The sequence below is a fragment of the Microbacterium arabinogalactanolyticum genome, from assembly GCF_030268005.1.
Taxonomy (GTDB): domain Bacteria; phylum Actinomycetota; class Actinomycetes; order Actinomycetales; family Microbacteriaceae; genus Microbacterium; species Microbacterium arabinogalactanolyticum.
Genome location: NZ_BRZC01000003.1, coordinates 409,484 through 429,252, shown reverse-complemented (window position 1 = coordinate 429,252; position 19,769 = coordinate 409,484). Strand labels below are relative to the sequence as shown.

The window sequence follows — 19,769 nt, the reverse complement described above, 5'->3', positions numbered from 1 at the left end:
CACGCTGTTGAGTTCTCAAGGATCGGACGCACCCACACACCCACCCCATCAGGGCAAGAAGCGCAGGGCAACTTCACAATCTTATCTGTCCCGACCAGGCTGTCAAATCGACGCGCCGTGAGGATCAGGACCAGATCCGCTGTCCCGTCTCCGGGGCAACCGTTCTAGCTTATCCGTCTCGGCGAGCTTGTCAAATCGACCATCTCGGCGGGACAACCACGCTCCCCGGGCCTAAGGACCGGTGCCGATCTCACGAGTGAGAAGAGCTTGAGGTGGGTGGTTCGCTGCTTGGAGGGGAGCCAGGCCTTCAGGCCTTCCGCTCAACCGCTTGGGGCGAACAAGTAATAATTTACGTGGATCCCGGGCATCCGGCAAATCAGTCGCGGAGCCCGGGCGTGTCGCCCGTTGTCCGCCGCAGCGCGGCCGCGATCCCGCCCGCATCGTCGAGCTGCTGCGGGGAGAGCGCGTCGACGAACAGCTCCTTGACCGCGCGCAGGTGCGAGACCGAGCCGGCGCGGAACAGCTCCAGGCCGGCGGCGGTGATCGCCACCTCCACGCCGCGTGCCTCCGCCTCGCTCGCGTCCCTCATGATGAGGCCGCGGCCCTCCATCCTCCTCAGGTGATGGGACAGCCTGCTGCGCTCCCACCCCACGGCATCCGCCAGCTCCGAGGAGCGGAGCGTGCGTCGCGGCGCCTCACTGAGGGCGAGCAGCACGGCGTAGTCGCCGGACGACATCCCCGACTCCGACAGCATCCGGCCGTCCAGGGTCCTCCGCAGCGCGTCGGCCGTCTCGATGTACTCGCGCCAGACGCGCAGCTGCGCAGGGGTGGGCGTGGTCCTCGTCCTGTCCGCGGGCATCCGTCCTCCTCGGGAATGGATGGGCCCACCTTACGGTTGGTGCGATTGACACGTCAATCAAACCGGCGTCGCACAGGAAGGTCGGCACATGATGAGCGCCACGGTCGAGGACATCGAGTTCGGGCTGAACTCCTTCGGGGACGTCGCCACCGACGCCGGCCGGGTGATGTCGGATGCCGAGTCCCTGCGACTGCTGGTGGACGAGGCGCAGCTCGCCGAGTCCGTGGGCCTGGACGTCTTCAGCATCGGCGAGCACTACAAGGAGGACTCGGTCGACTCGGCCACGCCTGTGGTGCTGGCCGCCGCAGCGCAAGCGACATCCCGCATCCACCTGGGCACCTCCGTGACCGTGCTGTCCACGCAGGACCCGGTGCGGCTGTATCAGCAGTTCGCCACCGTCGACGGCATCTCCGGCGGCCGCACCGAGATGGTGCTGGGTCGGGCATCCGCCATCGAGTCCTTCCCCCTGTTCGGCTACGACATCGCCGAGTACGAGGAGATCTTCGAGGAGAAGCTCGAGCTGTTCACGCGCCTGATGCGCGAGGATCGGGTGACCTGGTCGGGGAAGTACCGCACCCCGCTGGAAGACGTGCGCCTGCATCCGCGGATGCCGGAGGGCGGCATCCCCGCCTGGATCGGCATCGGCGGCAGCCCCGACTCCGTGATCCGCGCCGCCCGGTACGGCCTGCCCCTGATGATGGCCATCATCGGCGGGCGTCCCGAGCGCTTCGCCGGCCATGTGGAGCTGTACCTGCGCGCCCTCGCCAAGTACGGCCACCGGGAGCTGCCCGTCGCGCAGCACTCCATCGGGCTGATCGCCGACTCGGACGACGAGGCGAAGAACATGCACTGGAAGTACTGGGAGCCGATGGTGCAGCAGCTCAGCAAGGAGCGCGGCTTCTACCCGCCGACGCCGGAGCGCTACGCGGAGGAGGTCGACTCCGGCGCGCTGTACGTCGGCTCGCCCGAGACGGTCGCACAGAAGATGGCGAAGGCGTTCCGTGACAACCACCTCTCCCGCTTCGACCTGAAGTACGACCTGACGCACCTGCCGCGCGCGGCGCGGGAGGACAGCATCCGCCTGTTCGGAGAGAAGGTGGCGCCGCGGGTCCGCGAACTCCTCGCCCAAGACCCGGGGAGCTGGTATCCGACCCGCCGCCCGGTCGCCCAGATCACCAAGGACGGCAGGGCCGTCCATGCCTGACACCACGAATCCCCAGGAGAAGACCATGACCACCATCGGCATCCTCGGCGCCGGCAAGGTCGGCACCGCGCTCGCCCGGCTCGCCGTGGCTGCCGGTCACCGCGTGCTGATCGCCGGCTCGCGCGATCCCCAGCGCATCGCGCTGACCGTGGAGGTCCTGGTGCCGGGCGCGACCGCGGTGCTCGCCGCCGACGCGATCCGCGAGGCGGACATCGTGGTGCTCGCTCTGCCGCTGGGCAAGCACGACTCCCTCGAGGCCGACCTGCTGCGCGGCAAGCTCGTGATCGACACGATGAACTACTGGTGGGAGACCGACGGCATCCGTGACGACCTGAACGATCCCCGCACCTCGACCAGCGAGCTCGTGCAGGAGCACCTCGCGGGCGCGCGCGTGGTGAAGGCGCTGAACCACATGGGCTATCACGACCTCGAGGACGAGGCCCGCCCCGCCGGCGCGCAGGGCCGCAAGGCGATCGCGGTGGCCGGCGACGACGCGGACGACCTGGCGACGGTGTCGGCTCTGGTAGACGCGCTGGGCTTCGATCCGGTGCTGGCCGGCGCGCTCGCGGACGGCGTCGTGCTGCAGCCCGGGTACCCGACCTTCGGCGCGAACGTCACCGCCGGGCAGCTGCGCGAGCTGATGGACGCCGCGGCCGTGCAGCACGGCACGGCGCTGGAGGCCGCGCGGCGTTCGGCCTGAGCCGGGACGGATGCCCTGCGCGGGCGCCCCTGACGGCAGAGCGCGGCCGCCGGCAGGCGCAGCATCCGCGGCCGCCGGCAGGCGCAGCATCCGCTCTTCTGAAGGACACTCGCGGTTCTGAAGGATGCGCGGGCGCCGAGCGTCCTTCAGAACCGCATTCATCCTTCAGAGTTGGCGGGTAGCGAGCACCCGACTTACACCTCTCTCAGCCGCCACGCCCGAATCGAACCGATTCGATCCCTGCACTTCCGGAACTGTAAGCGCTTCCAGTAGCCTGTTCGCATGGCACAGCTCGAGCAGGTCGCATCCCCCGGTTCCGAATGGTGGCGCACGGCCGTCATCTACCAGATCTATCCGCGCTCGTTCGCGGACGCCTCGGGCGACGGCATCGGCGACCTGCCGGGCATCACCGCGCGACTCGACGACCTGAAGAGCCTCGGCGTCGACGCGATCTGGCTGAGCCCGTTCATGACGAGCCCGCAGAAGGACGCCGGCTACGACGTGGCCGACTACCGTGACGTCGACCCGCTGTTCGGCACGCTCGCCGACTTCGACGCCATGCTCGATGCGGCGCACGCCCGCGGCATCCGCGTGATCGTCGACCTCGTCCCCAACCACTCCAGCGACCAGCACGCCTGGTTCCAGCAGGCCCTCAAGGCCGCACCCGGCAGCCCCGAGCGCGCCCGCTACGTGTTCCGCGACGGACGAGGCGAGAACGGCGAACTGCCCCCGAACAACTGGGAGAGCGTGTTCGGCGGCGGCATGTGGGAGCGCGTGACCGAGGCCGACGGCACCCCCGGACAGTGGTACCTGCACATCTTCGACGCCAGCCAGCCGGACTTCGACTGGACCAACGAGGAGGTGCGTGAGGAGTTCCGCAGCATCCTGCGCTTCTGGCTCGACCGCGGCGTCGACGGCTTCCGAGTCGACGTCGCGCACGGGATGGTCAAGGAGGCCGGCCTTCCGGACTACGCGCCCGTGGCCGACGCGGACTCCATGGGCGGCGGCGAGGAGAACGTGCCGTACTGGGGCCAGGACGAGGTGCACGACATCTACCGCGACTGGCACAAGGTGATGGCCGAGTACGACGGCGACCGCGCGCTGTGCGGAGAGGCCTGGCTGCCCACCCTGAAGAAGACCGCTCTCTGGGTGCGCCCCGACGAGATGCACCAGACCTTCAACTTCCCGTACCTGATGACGGAGTGGGATGCTGCGGCGCTGCGCGCCGTCATCCGGGACTCCCTGGACGCCTTCGGCGAGGTGGGCGCTCCGAGCACCTGGGTGCTGTCGAACCACGACGTGATCCGGCACGCCTCGCGCCTGGCGCTGACGGCGGACAGCCCGCAGGGCGACGGCATCGGGCCGAAGTCGAAGGGCAAGCCCGACCCGGCCATCGGGCTCTCCCGCGGGCGTGCGGCGACCACCGTCATGCTCTCCCTCCCCGGTTCGGCGTACGTCTATCAGGGCGAGGAGCTGGGCCTCCCCGAGGCGATGGAGATCCCGGACGAATTCCGCCAGGACCCCACCTGGTTCCGCACGAACGGCGAGCGCTACGGCCGCGACGGCTGCCGCGTGCCGCTGCCGTGGACGGCATCCGGCACGGCGTTCGGCTTCAACGACACCGGCGCGTCCTGGCTGCCGCAGCCGGCCGAGTGGGCGGGCTTCGCCCGGGATGCCGAGGAGCAGGACCCGGCCTCGACCCTGAATCTGTACAAGGCGCTGCTCGCGGAGCGCCGTGCGCGTGCGCTCGGCTCCGGCTCGCTGGTGTGGGACGACGTGGATGCCGCTGCCGTGGCCTTCCACCGGGGCGACCTGCACGTGGTGGCGAACCTGGGCGCCGAGCCGATCGAGCTCGGCGAGGGCGTCACGTTCGTGATCCAGTCCGAGCCGTTCGCCGGCACCGCACTGCCTCCGAACACCGCAGCCTGGTTCACCCGGGCCTGATCCCGTGCGCGAGACTTGCCTTGCGGCGTGAGACGACCGCCCTCCCCGGTGGCCGTCTCACGCCGCAGGGCCGGTCCCGCGGCACCAGAAGAGCAGGAGTGACGACATGGTGAGCATCGACGAGGTCGCCAAGCTCGCGGGGGTGTCGACCGCGACCGTGTCGCGAGCGCTCAGCGGACGGGGACACGTCTCGGCCGGCGCCCGCGATCGCGTGCACGTCGCAGCCGAGACCCTCGGGTACGTCGTCTCCTCGCGGGCGTCGAGCCTGGCATCCGGCCGCACGCAGAACGTCGGCGTGATCGTCCCGTTCCTGGACCGCTGGTTCTTCAGCACGGTGCTCTCGGGCGCGACCAGCGCCCTGATGCGCGCAGGCTACGACATCACGCTCTACAACATCACCGCCGATGCCGCCGTCCGGCGAGAGGTGTTCTCCACGTTCCTGCGTCGCCAGCGCGTGGACGCGGTCGTCGCCGTGTCCATCGAGCTCGACGACGACGAGACCGGCCAGCTGCTCGACCTGGGGCTGCCGGTGATCGCGATCGGCGGCCCGAACCCGCGGCTGCGCACGCTCACCGTCGACGACACCGCGGTCGCCCGCCTGGCGACCGATCACCTGATCGGCCTCGGCCACCGCGACATCGCGCACATCGGCGCGAACCCGGAGTTCGACATCGACTTCCACATCCCGACCCAGCGCCGGCTCGGCTTCGAGCAGGCGCTGACGGATGCCGGGATCACCCCGAACCACGCCTTCCTGGAGCCCGCGGACTTCACCGTCGACGGCGGCTTCCGCGCGGCCAAGCAGCTGCTGGGGCGCCCCGGCCCTCGTCCGACGGCGATCTTCGCAGCATCTGACGAGATGGCGATCGGCGCGATCCTCGCCGCCCGCGATCTGGGCTTCCGGGTGCCGCAGGACCTCTCGATCGTCGGGATCGACGGGCATGAGCTGGGCGAGTTCTTCCAGCTCACGACCGTCGACCAGTTCCCGATGGCGCAGGGCGAGCGCGCCGCGCAGGCGATCCTCGCGCAGCTCGAGGGCGGTGCGGATGCCCCCGGCGGCGAGCTGCCCTACGAGCTGATCGTCCGCGGCACGACCGCGCGAGTGTAATCGCGGGCTGGTCCTGCGTGCGGCGGCGCAGGCGCAGGCGCGACCGCGCCGAGCACTTCGCGCGGAGATGTGCGCTTCCCGCGGACCGAATCACAGCATCCGTCCGCGCGAAGCGCACATTCCCGCGCCAAGCGCACGGGCATACGAGAGCGCGTCGCGGCGCGCGGCGACGACCGCGCGGGGTCAGCGCACGGTGAACCCGGCCCGCAGCAGCGCCTCGTCGCGGGACGACGGGCCGACCAGCAGCTCGAAGTCGCCGGGCTCGACGATCCGGCGACCGCGGGCATCGACGATCGTGCAGTCCGCGACGGGCAGTTCGATGCGCACGCGCTGCGACTCCCCCGGCGCCAACCGCACCTGCCGGTGGGTCTTCAGCTCCTTGTCCGCCCAGCTGACGCTGGTCACGGAGTCGCGCACATAGACCTGCACGGTCTCCAGCACCGGCCGCGAGCCCGTGTTGGTCACCGTCACGTCCGCGGCGAGCGTGTCGTCGGCGCCGAACGAGGCCGAGAGCACGGTCAGCGCTGAGTACTCGACGGTCGTGTACGACAGCCCCTCGCCGAAGGCCCAGGCGGGCGACTGGGTCAGGTCGGCGTAGCGGTGGCCGTGCTGGCCGCGGATCTGGTTGTAGTACGTCGGCTGCTGGCCGACGTGACGCGCGAACGAGATGGGAAGCCGTCCCGAGGGCTCGATGGCACCGGTGATCAGCTCGGCGATCGCGCGGCCGCCCTGCATCCCGGGGTTCGCCGCCCAGATCACGGCGGCGGCCCGAGAGGCGGATGCCGGCAGCACCAGCGGCTTGGAGGCGAGCAGCACGATCACCACCGGTCTCCCGGTGGCGATCAGCGCGTCCAGCAGCGCGTTCTGCCCGCCGATGAGCTCGAGCGTCGCCGTGGATCGCCCCTCGCCCACCAGCTCGATCCGGTCGCCGACGACGGCGACGACGACATCCGCGGCCTCCGCCTCCCGGACGGCCTCGGCGATCAGCCGCTGATCCGGCGGCGTCGGCACCACCAGCGGCGGGCGCGGCTGTCCGTCGGGGAACCTCGCACCGAGCGGGTCGTCAACCAGCGTGAGGATGTCCGCGCCGCGCGCGTGACGCACGGTGAGGCCGTCGACGGCGCGGAGCCCGTCGAGCACGGTGGTGATCATCTCCCGCGGCTGCCCGTCCAGCCAGCCCGCCTGCCCCGAGCCGCCGGCCCAGTCGCCGAGCTGGGTCTGCGCATCGTCGGCGAGCGGACCGACCACGGCGACCCGCAACGGCTCGGCAGCCGGCGGGAGAGGCCCACCAGGCGCAGCCGGCGAGAGCGGGCCACCAGGCGCAGCCGGCGAGATCGGGCCACCAGGTGCAGCCGGCGAGATCGGTAGAGTCCCGTCGTTCTCGAGCAGGACGAGCGAGCGCCGCGCGACCTCGAGGTTCAGGTCGGCGTGCGCCCGGCTGCCGACCACCGCGCCGAGGTGCTCGGACGGCATCCGCGGGTCCTCGAACAGCCCGAGGTCGAACTTGAGAGTCAGGATGCGGCGCACGGCGTCGTCGAACGCGTCCGGCGCGATCAGCCCCTGCTCCACCGCGGCGAGCGCGCCTTCGAAGAACCGTGGCGTCGTCATGATCATGTCGTTGCCGGCCTTCGTCGCGGCCGCGGCGGCGTGCGCGTAGTCGGGCTGCACGTGCTGCTCCCACACCATGCGCCCGACATTGTCCCAGTCGGTGACCAGCGTGCCGGTGTAGCCCCACTCGCCCTTGAGGACGTCGGTGAGCAGCCAGTCGTTCAGCGTGATCGGCACGCCGTCCGTGGTCTGGTAGCCGAGCATGAACGTGCGGCAGCCCTCCCGGGCGACGCGCTCGAACGGAGGCAGGAACCACGAGCGGAGCTTGCGGGGCGAGATGTCGGCCTCGCTGGCATCCCTCCCGCCCTGTGTCTCGGAGTAGCCGGCGAAGTGCTTGGCCGTGGCGAGGACGGCCGTGCGATCCGACAGGCCGTCCCCCTGGTAGCCGCGCACCATCGCCGACGCCAGCTCGCCGATCAGGTACGGGTCCTCGCCGAAGGTCTCGTTCACCCGCCCCCAGCGCAGATCGCGGGCGATGCACAGCACCGGGGAGAAGGTCCAGTGGATGCCCGTGACGGCGACCTCCTCGGCGGTGGCCCTCGCGACGCGCTCGAGCAGATCGGCGTCCCAGGACGCCGCCATGCCGAGCTGGGTGGGGTAGATCGTCGCGCCGGGCCAGAACGAGTGGCCGTGGATGCAGTCCTCCGCCACCAGCAGCGGGATGCGGAGCCGGGTCTGCGCGACGAGGTCGTTCGCCAGCAGGATCCGCTCCGGAGAGGTGTGCAGGATCGATCCCGCGTGGCGGGAACGCACCGCGTCGTCCAGGTCCTCGCGGGCGTCCAGCTGCAGCATCTGCCCGACCTTCTCCTCGAGGGTCATCCTGCTGAGCAGATCCTCCACCCGATCGGCGGTCGGCAGAGCGGCATCCTGATAGGGGTGGGAGGTCAACGTACCGGTTCCTTCGCGTGGTTCTCACCGGGCTGAGCTCCGGCCTCATCGGTGCGGGCGGATGCCGGCTGCGTCCGCACCGAGGTGACGGCGGCGTTCAGATCCAGGCCCTTCTTCCTCATGGCACGAGCGCGCTCCCCCGCGGAGCGGAGCCGCGGGTTGACGTACTCGTCGATGCCGAAGTTGATCAGCGCCAGGGCGACACCGACCAGCGCGATGCACAGGCCGGCGGGCACGTACCACCACCAGTAGTCCGGGAACGCGTTGTTCTGCTGCGCCCAGAACAGGATGGTGCCCCAGTTCAGGTTCGACACCGGGATCACCCCGATGAAGGCGAGCGTCGTCAGCCCCAGCACCGCGGCGGTCATGGTGCCCACGAAGCTGGAGGCGATGATCGCCATGAGGTTCGGCAGCATCTCCACCAGGATGATGCGGTGCAGCGGCTCGCCGTTGGCCCTGGCGGCCTGGATGAAGTCGCGGTTGCGCAGCGACATGGTCTGCGCGCGCAGCACCCGGGCGCCCCACGCCCATCCGGTCAGCCCCAGCACCGCCGCGATGACCCACAGCGGCGGGTCGGCGAACTGCGACGCGATGATGATCATCAGCGGCAGCCCCGGGATGACCAGGAAGACGTTGGACAGCGCCGACAGCGACTCGCTCTTCCAGCCGCGCAGGTAGCCGGCTGTCACCCCGACGACGATCGCGACCGCCGTGGCCATGATCGTCGCCAGGAATCCGACCACGAGCACGCCGCGGGTGCCGTAGACCATCTGGCTGAACACGTCCTCGCCGATGTGGGTCGTCCCCAGCAGGTGCTGGAGCGACGGCGGCTGCAGCGTCTGGTCGAGGTGCTGCGCGGTCGGGTCGTATGGGGCGATCAGCGGCGCGAGGATGGCGACCAGCGTGAAGATCGCGAGGATGACGAGCCCCGTGGCCGACTTGGCGTTGCTGAACATCGCCATCGATGCGGCGAGCTGACTCCAGAACGTCTTCCGCCGCGGCGCCGGGGGCGCGGTGAACGCCTGCTGGGCGATCAGGTTCTGCGTGGGAGCGGTCATGATCAGGCCTCCGTCTGCCGGGTGCGGGGGTCGAGGATCGCGTAGGCGATGTCGGCGAGGATGTTGGCGATCAGCACGGCGAGGACCAGCACGAGGAAGATCCCCTGCATCAGGGCGAAGTCCTTGGCGTTGGTCGCGCTGAGCAGCAGCAGGCCGATGCCCGGGTAGGAGAACACCATCTCCATCACGATCGTGCCGCCGACGATGAACCCGAGGGCCAGGGCGAAGCTCTGGATCTGGGGCAGCACGGCGTTGCGAGCGGCATAGCGCCACAGCACGCGGTTGTCGGGCATGCCCTTCGCCTGGGCGACGGTGACGTAGTCCTCGTCGAGCACAGTGAGCATCATGTTGCGCATCCCGAGCACCCAGCCGCCCAGGGAGACGAGCACGATCGTGATCACGGGGAGCGCGGCGTGCGAGACGACCTGCGAGATGAACTCGCCGTTCCAACCAGGCTCGACGCCCACCTCGTACGCGTGGCCCGCGGGGAACCATCCGAGCAGGGTGGCGAACACCGCGATGAAGATCAGGCCGAGCCAGAAGTAGGGCACGGTGCCGAGGAACGTGGTGATGGGCACCAGCGAGTCGAGCCTGCCGCCCCGCTTCCATCCGATCACGGCGCCGAGCACGGTGCCGATGATGAACGAGATCACGGTCGCCACGCCCACCAGCCCGAGCGTCCACGGCAGCGCCGCGGCGATCGCCTGACCCACCGGCGCCATGCCCGTGGATATCGAGACGCCCAGATCGCCGTGCAGCAGGTTGCCCCAGTAGGTGAGGTACTGCTGCCAGAGCGGGATGGACTTGTCCAGGCCGAACAGGATGCGCAGCGCCTTCTCGGCATCCGGCGTGAGCTGTCCCTGACTGCGCGCCATGTACGCGTCGACCGCGTCGCCCTTCATCAGCCGGGGGAGGAAGAAGTTGATGGTGATCGCCGCCCAGGCCGTGAACGCGTAGAACGCGACGCGACTGGCGATGAACCGCCAGGGCACGCGGATGCCGCCGTGCTCGGCCTTCGTCGCCGTCGTCCCGACCAGTGTCGGGTCGGTCGCCTCCGTGATGGCGGGCTGCTCCGCGGATGCCCGGTCCACCGCCTCCGCCGATGTCTGCTCCGCGCTCATCGTGCGCCTCCTGCCTGTGTCGCGGCGGTCCGGAAGAACTCCTCCGGGTCGGGGGAGGCGGCGCGCAGCTCGCGCGTGTAGGGGTTCTTCGGGTTCAGGATCACGTCGTCTGCCGGCCCGTACTCGACCGCCCTGCCCTGGTTGAGCACCATGATCTCGTCGCTGAAGTGCCGGGCCGTGGCGAGATCGTGCGTGATGTAGAGCACCCCGAGCCCCTGCTCGCGCTGCAGGTCCGCGAGCAGGTTGAGCACGCCCAGGCGCAGGGACACGTCGAGCATCGAGACCGGCTCGTCGGCGACCAGCAGCGCGGGCCGGGATGCCAGCGCACGGGCGATCGCCACGCGCTGGCGCTGCCCGCCGGACAGCTCATGCGGGCGTCGCTCCATCACGGCATCCGGATCGAGCTTCACGCGCTCCAGCAGCCGGCGCACCTCGGCGTCGATCTCGCCGGGCGGGACGACCTTGTCCAGGCGCAGGGGACGCTCGACGTGGTGGCGGATGGAGTGGTACGGGTTCAGCGAGGCGAACGGGTCCTGGAACACCATGCGCAGCTGCTGCCGGTACTTGCGCAGCCCGCGCCCGCCGCGCGGGATGGGCGTGCCGTCGAGCAGCACCTCGCCGTGCGTTGGCGTCTCGAGCTGCGTGAGGATCTTCGCGATCGTCGACTTTCCGCTGCCGGACTGTCCTACCAGTCCGATCGTCTGATGCGAGCGGAGCGTGAAGCTCACATCGTCGAGGGCCCTGATCTGCCCCGATCCGCGGACGTTGTAGATCTTCGTGACGTTCTTGAACTCGAGGGTCGTCATCGCGTCACCACTCCTCTCTCGCCGGTGAGGCGGGGGAACGAGCGCAGCAGGTTCTGCGTGTACTCGTGCCGGGGGTTCGTCCACAGCTCCCTCGCGTCCGACAGCTCGACGATCTCGCCCTCGCGCATCACGGCGATGCGGTCGCTGATCTCCAGCAGCAGGGGCAGGTCATGGGTGATGAACACCACCGAGAACCCGAACTCATGGCGCAGCTGCGAGATCTGCTTGAGGATCTCTCGCTGCACCAGCACGTCCAGGGCGGTCGTGGGCTCGTCCATGACCATCAGCTGCGGTCGCAGCGCGAGGGCCATCGCGATCATGACGCGCTGGCGCATGCCGCCGGAGAGCTCATGCGGGTACGACCGCGCACGCTGAGCGCCCACCTTCACGATCTCCAGCAACTCGTCCACCGCCTCACGGCGCTCACGTCGTCCCATGCGGGGCCGGTGCACCACGAACACGTCGTCGAGCTGCGAGGCGATGGTCGCCACGGGGTTGAGCGCGTTCATGGCGCCTTGGAACACCATGGAGACCTTGTCCCAGCGGAAGCGCCGCATCTGCTCCACGTCGAGCGCGTGCAGGTCGATGTCGGCGCCGTCCTCGTCGTGGAAGACGACGCTGCCGCCGGTGATCACCGCCGGGGGCTTGAGGAGTCTCTGCACGCCGTAGGCGAGCGTGGTCTTGCCGCTCCCGCTCTCGCCGGCGAGACCGATGATCTCGCCGCGGCGGATGTCGAGGGTGACGTGCTTGACCGCCTCGACCGGCGGATCGACGTCGTACACGACCGAGAAGTCGCGTATCGAGAGGAGGGGATCTGTCATGAGGGAGGACCTTCGGCTCGGTGCAGGTCCGGGGCGGGAGAGCCCGCCCCGGGCCTGCGATGACGACTACTTGACCGGCTTCAGGTTCATCAGCACCTGGACGGCGGACGGCTGAGTCGGGTCGGCCGTCGCGTACTGGTCGCTCTCGCTCGGCCAGCCCGTGAACGTGCGGGTGTTGTACTCCGCCAGCTGGGGATGGGTGCCGATCGGGATGGCCGGGACGTCCTCGACGAAGATCTTCTGGATCTTGTTGAGCGCGTCGGTGCGGGCTGCGTCGTCGGATGCCTGGGCGTACTGCTTGAGCAGGGCGGTCGCCTCCGGATTGTCGTAGCGGCCGAAGTTGTCGGAGACCTTGCCGCCCGACGCCTGCTCGAGATAGGCGCCGTTCATGACGTCGTCGTAGATGTGCCACGGGTTGGATCCGGATCCCGACCAGTGCAGTGCCGCATCGAAGTTCCCGGTCGCCATGTTGCTGAACCACGTGTCGGCGTCCGGGGTCGCGACCTTCGCGTCGGCGCCGAGGGTGCTCTTGACCTGGGTCGCCACAAGCTGGATGCCCGTGACGTAGTCGTTCCATCCCTGCGGGTCCTGCAGGGTGAACGAGACCGGGTTGCCGGACGGATCGATCAGGGCGCCGCCCTTCCAGGTGTAGCCGGCGTCGGTGAGGATCTTCTTGGCGCCGTCGACGTCGACGGTGAAGTTCTTGTCCTTGTACTCGGGGGCGATGTACTGGTCGCCGGTGGGCTGCGGGATGCCGGTGACGTTCTTCAGCTCCGGACCGGCGTTGCTGCGCGCCTTCTCGGCGTGCGCCTTGCGGTCGACGACCATGTTGACGGCCTTGCGGAACGCGACGTCGTTGAACGGTGCCTTGGTGGTGTTGACCAGGATCATGTCCGGGCTCAGGACGTTGGCGCCCCAGAACACGTTGTGCTTCGGGTCCTTGTCGACGAAGTTGGTCTGGTAGTCGGTGATGAAGATCTGCGCCCAGTCGGCCTCCTTGCTCTGCAGCGCGCGGAGCAGGCCGGTGTTGTCGTTGTACTCGAGGTACTTGAGGGTCGCCACCGGGACCTTGCCGCCCCAGTAGTCGCTGCGGGCGCTGAGCACGACGCCCTGCGACGAGAAGCTCTTGATCGTGTAGGGCCCGGTGCCGATGGCATCCTTGACCGGATCCTTGGTCGGGTCGGCGATGCCCTTCCACTGGTGCTCGGGGACGATCGGCACCTGGAGGACGTCGCCCTGCTTGACGAACTTCGACTCGCTGAACCTCATCACGACGTCGTCGCCGTCCTTCTCGATGCCGCTCAGCTTCAGGCCGCCGAGATCGAGGGCGGGGGTGTTCTTGATGAGGGTGAAGGTGAAGACGATGTCATCGGCGGTGAACGGCTTGCCGTCGTTCCACTTCACGTCCTTGCGCGGGGTGACCGTGAGCTGCGTGTAGTCGCTGTTCCACTCCACCTTCGAGGCGAGCCACGGCGTGGTCTCGTTCTTGCCGACGGGGTTGACCATGGCGAGGGGCTCGTAGATCATCCGGTCGTACGCCAGCGACATGCCGGAGCCGGTGCCGATGAACGGGTTGTTGATCTGGGTCGAGAGCACACCGGCGCCGTCCGGCTTCGCGACGGTCAGCGACGTGCCGCCACCGCTGGACCCGGCCGAGCCGCTCGACGAGCATCCGGTCAGGGCGAGCGCACTCAGTGCGGCGATCGCAGTGCCTGCGATCAAGTACTTCTTGAGCTTCATTGCTTCTCCTAGGGCACGGTGTCCTGGTGCGAGGGGCGAGCGTCTGCGCTCGTCCTCCGAGTTTCACTTACTGGCGAGAAAGTGAATTGAGGGTAGGTTACCTACTAGTAAGTAAGCTTTCAAGAGAGCATTATCAGACCGTTACACTCGCCCTGAGGAGGACATCGTGCCGAAGGCCACACAGGACACGCCCCGCACCCGGGCGGCGCAGCACAAGCGCATCGAGATCCTGAACGCGGCCGTCGAGATCTTCGGGAGCAAGGGCTCGACCAACGGCACGCTCGCGGATGTGGCCGAGCAGGTCGGACTGACCCACGCCGGCGTGCTGCACCACTTCGGCTCCAAGCAGAGACTGCTGCTCGAGGTGCTGGCGTATCGCGACCAGGCCGACGTCGCCGATCTCGATGACAAGCACATCCCGGGCGGCCTCGAGCTGTTCCTGCACCTCGTGCGCACCGCGTTCGCGAACGAGCGTCGCCCCGGCATCGTGCAGGCCTACACCGTGCTGTCGTCCGAATCGGTGACCGACGACCATCCGGGACGGGAGTACTTCGAGGACCGGTACATCACGCTGCGCCGCGAGGTCACCGAGGCCTTCGAGGTGCTGTGCAGGGCGGAGGGTGTCACCGACTCCGACACGATCGCCCACGCCGCCGCCGCCATCCTCGCGGTCATGGACGGCCTGCAGCTGCAATGGCTGCTGCATCCCGAGATCGTCGACCTCGGTGAGTCCAGCGAGTTCGCGATCACCGCGATCGTCAACGGCGTGCTGCATCCCGGACCCCCGCTGGAGTCCTACCGCCGCTGATCAGGCCGTGCGCGCCGCGGGTTTCGCCCGCGACACGATGAGATGCAGGACCATCGTCGCCGCGAGGACCACCGCGGATGCCGGCACCAACCCGTCGGCGGGAAGTCCGGATGCCAGCAGCGCGCCGCCCAGCATCCCTCCCAGCGCCGAGCCGAGCTGCATGCCGCTGCCGTTCAGCGCCAGCACCAGTGACATCGCGTCGGGGGCCAGGTCACCCAGCCGCGACTGCAGGGCGACCCCGGAGCCGCCGTTGAAGAACGCGCAGCAGAAGAACCAGGCGAACGCCGCGACCGCACCGGCCGCACCCGGGAGCAGCAGCCCCGCGGTGCCGAGCAGCGCGACGACGATCAGGATGCCGACGATCAGCGAGATCACGTGCACCGGGTCGAACCGGTCGGTGGCGCGCCCTGAGACGATGTTGCCGAACAGGCTGACGACGCCGTACCCGAACATGGCCGCGATGATCGCCGGCCCCTCGCCGACCCGCGGCCCGAAGATCAGGGTGGCGTAGGTGAAGCACAGGTAGCTCGCGCACATGATCCCGGTGGCCACGAGGATCGAGCCCACAAGGGCCGGACGGGCCAGCGGCTTCAACGTCTCGCGCAGCGACAACGCCGGCAGATGCAGTCTCGGAACGTTCACCAGGATGCCGATCAGCGCGACGGCGCCGACCCCGGTGACCAGGTACAGCGGCAGCCGCCAGTCCTCCTGGCCGATGACGAGTCCGATCGGAACGCCCAGGGCGGTCGCTGCGAGGAAGCCGCCCAGCACGAACGACAGGGCACGCCCGCGGCGCTCCGGCGCGGTCTTGGCGAGGACGTAGGCGCTCACGACCGCACTCAGCAGCGAGCCGCCGATCGCGGAGAGGATGCGGCCGCCCATCGCCATGGCGTAGTTCACGGACAGCGCGATCACGAGATTGCCCACGACGAACACGGCCAGCGACGCGGAGATGATCCCCTTGCGCTCCCAGGCGCCGGTCAGCGCGCTGAGCACGGGACCCGCCAGCGCCGCGGTGAGCGCGAACACCGCGACGAGCTGCCCGGCGGCGGGCTCGGAGACGTCGAGGTCCTTCGCGATCTGGGGGAGGAGACCCGCCAGGACGTAGCCGTCGATGCCCATCGAGAACGTCGCCATCGCCAGCCAGAGCAGGGCGCCGAATCCGGCGGGGCGGGTCTCATCCTTCGTCACCGATCCATCCTTCCAGAGTCCGGGGCCGTGCCGGCCCGAGCGGATCCTTCGGGACAACGGTCGCCGGCCGAATCGCGCCGGATACGACGAACCGGCCCGCGAGATCTCGCGGGCCGGTTCGTGGCATCGGTTCAGAGCGGGCGGATGTTCATCGCCTGCATGCCCTTGGGGCCACGCTCGGCCTCGAACTCCACCTTCTGGTTCTCGGTGAGCTCCTTGTACCCCGACGATGCGATCGCCGAGAAGTGCGCGAAGAGGTCGGCGGAGCCGTCGTCCGGCGCGATGAAGCCGAACCCCTTCTCCGAGTTGAACCATTTCACAGTGCCAGTGGCCATGTGCTTTCTTCTTCCTGTTGATACGGCCGCCGAGACGGCCGGGTGCGTCCCGGCGGAAAGCCGACGGACGCGGATCGCGCCTCCCGGACGGGAGCGGATGAACGTTGCGGTCGCATGCGCGGTGTCCGCGTGCGAGATGGAATGGGGCGATGGTGACGGTCGCCGAGGTGAGAGATCACCGGGGCCTCCGGATCGGAGGACATGCAACCGTACCACGCGTACCTGCCGCCGAGCCGACCCCGGTGGCTAGGCTCAGCGTCATGAGCATCGACCTCGAAGCGCTGTACATCGACCTCCATCAGCATCCTGAGCTCTCGTTCCAGGAGACCCGTACCGCCGGCATCGCCGCCGGCCATCTGCGCGACCTCGGACTGGAGGTGCACGAAGGTGTCGGCGGAACAGGCGTCGTGGGCGTGCTCGCCAACGGCGAGGGGCCGACCGTATGGGCTCGTGCCGACATGGACGCCCTGCCCGTCACCGAGGAGACGGGTCTGCCCTACGCCTCGGAGGCGACGGGCATCGATCCGGACGGCAACGAGGCCGGCGTGATGCACGCCTGCGGCCACGACATGCACGTGACCGCCATGATCGGCGCGGTCGAGCAGCTCGTGACGGAGCGGGATCAGTGGCAGGGCACGCTGGTCGTCGTGATCCAGCCGGCGGAGGAGCTGGGCGCCGGTGCGCGCGCGATGCTCGACGACGGCGCGCTGGACCGGTTCCCGAAGCCGGACATCGTGCTCGGTCAGCACGTCGGGCCGCTCCCGGCGGGCGCGGTCGGCCTGCGCCCCGGACCGCAGATGTCGGCATCCGACGGGCTGCACGTCGTCCTGCACGGCCAGGGCGGGCACGGCTCGCGGCCGGATTCCACGATCGACCCGGTCGTGATGGCGGCCGCGACGATCATGCGCCTGCAGACGATCGTCTCGCGCGAGGTCGACCCGACGGGCATGGCGGTCGTCACGGTCGGTGCCGTGCACGCCGGCACGAAGAACAACATCATCCCGGCGGAGGCAACTCTGGAGCTCAGCCTGCGCTACCCCGATGACGCGGCCCGCGAGAAGGTGCTGAAGAAGGTCGAGCGCGTGATCCGCGCCGAAGCCGCGGCATCCGGTGCCGAACGCGACCCCGAGATCTCGACGCTGCACACGCTTCCGGCGACGATCAACGACGCGGATGCCACGGCGCGGGCGACCGCGGCGTTCCAGGCGGCGTTCGGCGAGCAGGCCGTGATCGACACCGGCCTGATCACCGGCAGCGAGGACGTGTCCTGGTTCGCACGGGATGCGGGAGTGCCGCTGGTGTTCTGGTTCTGGGGCGGCGTGGACCCGGCCGTCTTCGCGGCGGCCGTGCAGAACGACTCGGTCGACCACGACATCCCGACCAACCACTCACCGTTCTTCGCCCCGGTCATCCACCCGACCATCGAGGTGGGCGTGAAGGCCCTCGTGACGGCTGCGCGGGAGTTCCTGGACTGAGCGAGCGTCGCCTCTGAAGGACGGATGACGTTCTGAAGGAGATCCCAGGCGGCGTCATCCTTCAGAACGTCGATCGTCCTTCAGAAGGGCGCGCCGGATGCCGGGCGTCAGGCCTCGATCACCCGGTGGTTGATCTCGAGGGCCTCGCGGTGCAGGCGCTCCATGCGCAGGTCGAGCTCGCCGGCGGCATCGGCCGCCTCGGTCAGGCTCTGCACCAGGTGGGCGGGAACACGCCCGTCGAACTTGTAGTGGATCTTGTGCTCCAGGCTCGCCCAGAAGTCCATCGCGATGGTGCGGAACTGCACCTCGACGGGAACGGGGATCGCGCCGGTGGACAGGAAGACGGGCACCTCGACGATCGCGTGCAGGCTGCGGTACCCGTTCGGCTTGGGCTCGGCGATGTAGTCCTTCACCATCAGCACGGTGATGTCGTCCTGCCGGGTGAACAGCTCGAACAGGCGGTACACATCCGTGACGAAGCTGCAGGTGACTCGCACGCCGGCGATGTCGGTGATCTCCCGCCGGATGACGTCGAAGTCAGGGTCGATGCCCTTGCGAGCGACCTTCTCGACGATGCCGTCCGGTGACTTCAGCCTGCTCGAGACGTGCTCGATCGGGTTGTAGGCGTGCATGTGGGTGAACTCGTCACGCAGGATCGAGATCTTCGTCTCGACCTCGCGCATGCCGAACTCGTATTCGCGGAGGAAGCGCTGGAACTGATCCCGCAGCTGCTTCGCCTGGGCGATCGCGACCTCGTCGACAGGCACCGTGCTCATGCCCTCGACGTTACGCCGTGCGGTTCGGAATGGGCTGGACGCTGCAGTATCGAGATGGGCCCGGAGACGACGGATGCCGGGGATGCCGCGTCAGCGGCGTCCCCGGCATCCGGAGCAGTGCGTCAGGCCTTCGGCGCAGCCGGGTCGGCGGGAGCCTCGGGCGCAGCCGGAGCCGCCTCGGCGGGGGCCGAGGGAGCCTCAGGAGCGGCGGGAGCGCCCTCGACCGGAGCGGCCGGCGGAACCGGGGCGCCCTGCGCGGCGGCATCCGCCTGCGGGGCGACCGGAGCGTACTGCGGAGCCGCACCGTCGACCGGCGGAACCGGCTGGTAGTTGAGGCTCTGCGCGAGGGCGCCGTGCGTCGACGGGTCGTTGGCGTCGTACGCCAGCGCGGAGCCCTGCTTCTTCACCTTGGAGGCGGCGACGAAGTACTGGATCACGCTGACCACGGTCAGGATGACACCCGCGGCGAGCGGGTACCAGAAGACCGTGTAGCGGAACTCGCCGTTGGCGTCGGGCTTGGCGAACAGCACCTGGAAGAACGGGATGGCGGCGCCGACCACGAACACGGCGGCCCACAGCACGACCATCCAGCGCATCTTCTTCAGCGACGACTGGGAGACCTTGCCCTTCTTGTCGACCTTGGGCTCCAGCAGACCCTGCTGCTTGCGGGTGAGCAGCGCGAAGACCAGCGCGAGCACCAGGATGACGATGGCGACGATGAGCAGGATCAGCCAGACCATGAGCGTGGGGTTCGAGGTGGGCTGGTTCTTCACGTACTCGTTGTACTTGTCGACCGTCGCGCTGTACGCGTCGACGGCGGCACCGAGATCGGCATCGGCCTGCTGCGCGGCGCTCTGGTCCTGTGCGCTGATCGCGTCGGAGAGCGCGCCGGCGGCGGCGGCCATGTCGCCGGCCTCCCCTGCGAACTCCTTGGCGAACGCGGCGCTTCCGCTGTCGGCCTTCTGCGCGACCTTGGTGAACTCGCTCTTGGCGGTCTCGGCGGCGGCCTGGAACTTCTTCGAGGCGGTGGCGATGTCCTCGAGCGGTGCGGACTGGTCGGAGTAGACCGCGCCGAACTCCTCGGCGGCGGTGCTCAGCGCAGAGTCGACCTTGTTCAGGTCATCGGTCGTGTCGGCCATCGCGGGCGCTGCGGCCCCGACGACCATCATCAGGCCCGCGATGACGGCGACCACCGTCAGACGCGCGCGGGTTGCGATTGCAGTCATAGAGAAAGTTCCCCCCTCAGCCCGCAGCGTGCGGGTCGTGTGCGGCGCCGCCCTCCGACGCCCCCGACATTCTAGGAGAAAGCTGAGAGTCTCGGGCAACC

At 69.1% G+C, this 19,769-nt stretch carries 17 protein-coding genes; 6 read left to right on the top strand and 11 right to left on the bottom strand.

Annotated elements, in window-relative coordinates:
- Positions 1-376: 376 nt before the first annotated feature.
- Entirely contained in the window at positions 377-859 is a 483-nt protein-coding gene (locus tag MIAR_RS04350; protein WP_285631862.1) for a MarR family winged helix-turn-helix transcriptional regulator, read from the bottom strand.
- Positions 860-947: 88 nt separating this feature from the next.
- Between MIAR_RS04350 and MIAR_RS04345 the strand changes: the two genes are divergently transcribed.
- From MIAR_RS04345 to MIAR_RS04330, 4 genes are all read left to right on the top strand, one after another.
- Positions 948-2,063: an LLM class flavin-dependent oxidoreductase gene (locus tag MIAR_RS04345; RefSeq protein ID WP_285631859.1), complete on the top strand. Its 1,116-nt coding sequence runs from the start codon at positions 948-950 to the stop codon at positions 2,061-2,063.
- Complete coding sequence (locus MIAR_RS04340; RefSeq protein ID WP_285631855.1) at positions 2,056-2,763, top strand: NADPH-dependent F420 reductase; 708 nt, start codon at positions 2,056-2,058, stop codon at positions 2,761-2,763. Before MIAR_RS04345 ends, MIAR_RS04340 begins: the two co-directional genes overlap by 8 nt.
- Before the next feature lie 282 nt (positions 2,764-3,045).
- Positions 3,046-4,707 carry a glycoside hydrolase family 13 protein gene (locus tag MIAR_RS04335; protein WP_285631852.1) on the top strand — a complete coding sequence of 554 codons (1,662 nt, stop codon included), beginning with the start codon at positions 3,046-3,048 and terminating at the stop codon, positions 4,705-4,707.
- A gap of 106 nt (positions 4,708-4,813) precedes the next feature.
- Positions 4,814-5,815 (top strand): LacI family DNA-binding transcriptional regulator, encoded by a 1,002-nt coding sequence (locus tag MIAR_RS04330; RefSeq protein WP_285631849.1) that lies wholly within the window; start codon positions 4,814-4,816, stop codon positions 5,813-5,815.
- Positions 5,816-5,998: 183 nt separating this feature from the next.
- On the opposite strand, the gene MIAR_RS04325 is transcribed toward MIAR_RS04330, so the two are convergent.
- The 6 genes from MIAR_RS04325 to MIAR_RS04300 all read right to left on the bottom strand — a co-directional run bounded on the left by MIAR_RS04325 (position 5,999) and on the right by MIAR_RS04300 (position 13,857).
- Complete coding sequence (locus MIAR_RS04325; protein WP_285631846.1) at positions 5,999-8,311, bottom strand: exo-beta-d-1,3/1,6-glucosidase; 2,313 nt, start codon at positions 8,309-8,311, stop codon at positions 5,999-6,001.
- Positions 8,308-9,369: an ABC transporter permease gene (locus MIAR_RS04320; protein ID WP_425561627.1), complete on the bottom strand. Its 1,062-nt coding sequence runs from the start codon at positions 9,367-9,369 to the stop codon at positions 8,308-8,310. The genes MIAR_RS04325 and MIAR_RS04320 overlap by 4 nt, the downstream gene beginning before the upstream one ends.
- Positions 9,370-9,371: 2 nt before the next feature.
- Positions 9,372-10,490, bottom strand: coding sequence for an ABC transporter permease (locus MIAR_RS04315; protein WP_285631843.1), 1,119 nt, complete (start codon positions 10,488-10,490; stop codon positions 9,372-9,374).
- A complete protein-coding gene (locus tag MIAR_RS04310; protein ID WP_285631840.1) occupies positions 10,487-11,296 on the bottom strand; it encodes an ABC transporter ATP-binding protein in 810 nt (269 codons plus the stop codon). The genes MIAR_RS04315 and MIAR_RS04310 overlap by 4 nt, the downstream gene beginning before the upstream one ends.
- Positions 11,293-12,117 carry an ABC transporter ATP-binding protein gene (locus MIAR_RS04305; protein ID WP_285631837.1) on the bottom strand — a complete coding sequence of 275 codons (825 nt, stop codon included), beginning with the start codon at positions 12,115-12,117 and terminating at the stop codon, positions 11,293-11,295. Before MIAR_RS04305 ends, MIAR_RS04310 begins: the two co-directional genes overlap by 4 nt.
- Positions 12,118-12,183: 66 nt before the next feature.
- Complete coding sequence (locus tag MIAR_RS04300) at positions 12,184-13,857, bottom strand: ABC transporter substrate-binding protein (protein WP_285631833.1); 1,674 nt, start codon at positions 13,855-13,857, stop codon at positions 12,184-12,186.
- 166 nt (positions 13,858-14,023) lie between these two features.
- On the opposite strand from MIAR_RS04300, the gene MIAR_RS04295 reads away from it, so the two are divergent.
- Complete coding sequence (locus MIAR_RS04295; RefSeq protein ID WP_285631830.1) at positions 14,024-14,665, top strand: TetR/AcrR family transcriptional regulator; 642 nt, start codon at positions 14,024-14,026, stop codon at positions 14,663-14,665.
- On the opposite strand, the gene MIAR_RS04290 is transcribed toward MIAR_RS04295, so the two are convergent.
- A complete protein-coding gene (locus tag MIAR_RS04290) occupies positions 14,666-15,856 on the bottom strand; it encodes an MFS transporter (protein WP_285631827.1) in 1,191 nt (396 codons plus the stop codon).
- Between the two features lie 131 nt (positions 15,857-15,987).
- Positions 15,988-16,191 (bottom strand): cold-shock protein, encoded by a 204-nt coding sequence (locus MIAR_RS04285; RefSeq protein WP_285631824.1) that lies wholly within the window; start codon positions 16,189-16,191, stop codon positions 15,988-15,990.
- A gap of 260 nt (positions 16,192-16,451) precedes the next feature.
- Here MIAR_RS04285 and MIAR_RS04280 point away from each other — a divergent pair, with 260 nt between their 5' ends.
- A complete protein-coding gene (locus MIAR_RS04280) occupies positions 16,452-17,666 on the top strand; it encodes an amidohydrolase (RefSeq protein ID WP_285631820.1) in 1,215 nt (404 codons plus the stop codon).
- A gap of 107 nt (positions 17,667-17,773) precedes the next feature.
- On the opposite strand, the gene MIAR_RS04275 is transcribed toward MIAR_RS04280, so the two are convergent.
- Together MIAR_RS04275 and MIAR_RS04270 are read right to left on the bottom strand one after the other, a co-directional pair.
- Positions 17,774-18,442, bottom strand: a complete 669-nt coding sequence (locus MIAR_RS04275; RefSeq protein ID WP_285631818.1) for a GTP pyrophosphokinase — start codon at positions 18,440-18,442, stop codon at positions 17,774-17,776.
- A 122-nt stretch (positions 18,443-18,564) separates the two neighbouring features.
- Positions 18,565-19,668 (bottom strand): hypothetical protein, encoded by a 1,104-nt coding sequence (locus tag MIAR_RS04270; protein ID WP_285631815.1) that lies wholly within the window; start codon positions 19,666-19,668, stop codon positions 18,565-18,567.
- Positions 19,669-19,769 lie beyond the last annotated feature (101 nt).

What these genes read in the sequence shown, in the direction of transcription:
- MIAR_RS04300 (WP_285631833.1), bottom strand. Translation starts at nt 13,857, where the DNA reads ATGAAGCTCAAGAAGTACTTGATCGCAGGCACTGCGATCGCCGCACTG.
- MIAR_RS04310 (WP_285631840.1), bottom strand. Translation starts at nt 11,296, where the DNA reads ATGACGACCCTCGAGTTCAAGAACGTCACGAAGATCTACAACGTCCGC.
- MIAR_RS04335 (WP_285631852.1), top strand. Translation starts at nt 3,046, where the DNA reads ATGGCACAGCTCGAGCAGGTCGCATCCCCCGGTTCCGAATGGTGGCGC.
- MIAR_RS04350 (WP_285631862.1), bottom strand. Translation starts at nt 859, where the DNA reads ATGCCCGCGGACAGGACGAGGACCACGCCCACCCCTGCGCAGCTGCGC.
- MIAR_RS04320 (WP_425561627.1), bottom strand. Translation starts at nt 9,369, where the DNA reads ATGACCGCTCCCACGCAGAACCTGATCGCCCAGCAGGCGTTCACCGCG.
- MIAR_RS04330 (WP_285631849.1), top strand. Translation starts at nt 4,814, where the DNA reads ATGGTGAGCATCGACGAGGTCGCCAAGCTCGCGGGGGTGTCGACCGCG.
- MIAR_RS04345 (WP_285631859.1), top strand. Translation starts at nt 948, where the DNA reads ATGATGAGCGCCACGGTCGAGGACATCGAGTTCGGGCTGAACTCCTTC.
- MIAR_RS04305 (WP_285631837.1), bottom strand. Translation starts at nt 12,117, where the DNA reads ATGACAGATCCCCTCCTCTCGATACGCGACTTCTCGGTCGTGTACGAC.
- MIAR_RS04315 (WP_285631843.1), bottom strand. Translation starts at nt 10,490, where the DNA reads ATGAGCGCGGAGCAGACATCGGCGGAGGCGGTGGACCGGGCATCCGCG.
- MIAR_RS04275 (WP_285631818.1), bottom strand. Translation starts at nt 18,442, where the DNA reads ATGAGCACGGTGCCTGTCGACGAGGTCGCGATCGCCCAGGCGAAGCAG.
- MIAR_RS04340 (WP_285631855.1), top strand. Translation starts at nt 2,056, where the DNA reads ATGCCTGACACCACGAATCCCCAGGAGAAGACCATGACCACCATCGGC.
- MIAR_RS04285 (WP_285631824.1), bottom strand. Translation starts at nt 16,191, where the DNA reads ATGGCCACTGGCACTGTGAAATGGTTCAACTCGGAGAAGGGGTTCGGC.
- MIAR_RS04270 (WP_285631815.1), bottom strand. Translation starts at nt 19,668, where the DNA reads ATGACTGCAATCGCAACCCGCGCGCGTCTGACGGTGGTCGCCGTCATC.
- MIAR_RS04280 (WP_285631820.1), top strand. Translation starts at nt 16,452, where the DNA reads ATGAGCATCGACCTCGAAGCGCTGTACATCGACCTCCATCAGCATCCT.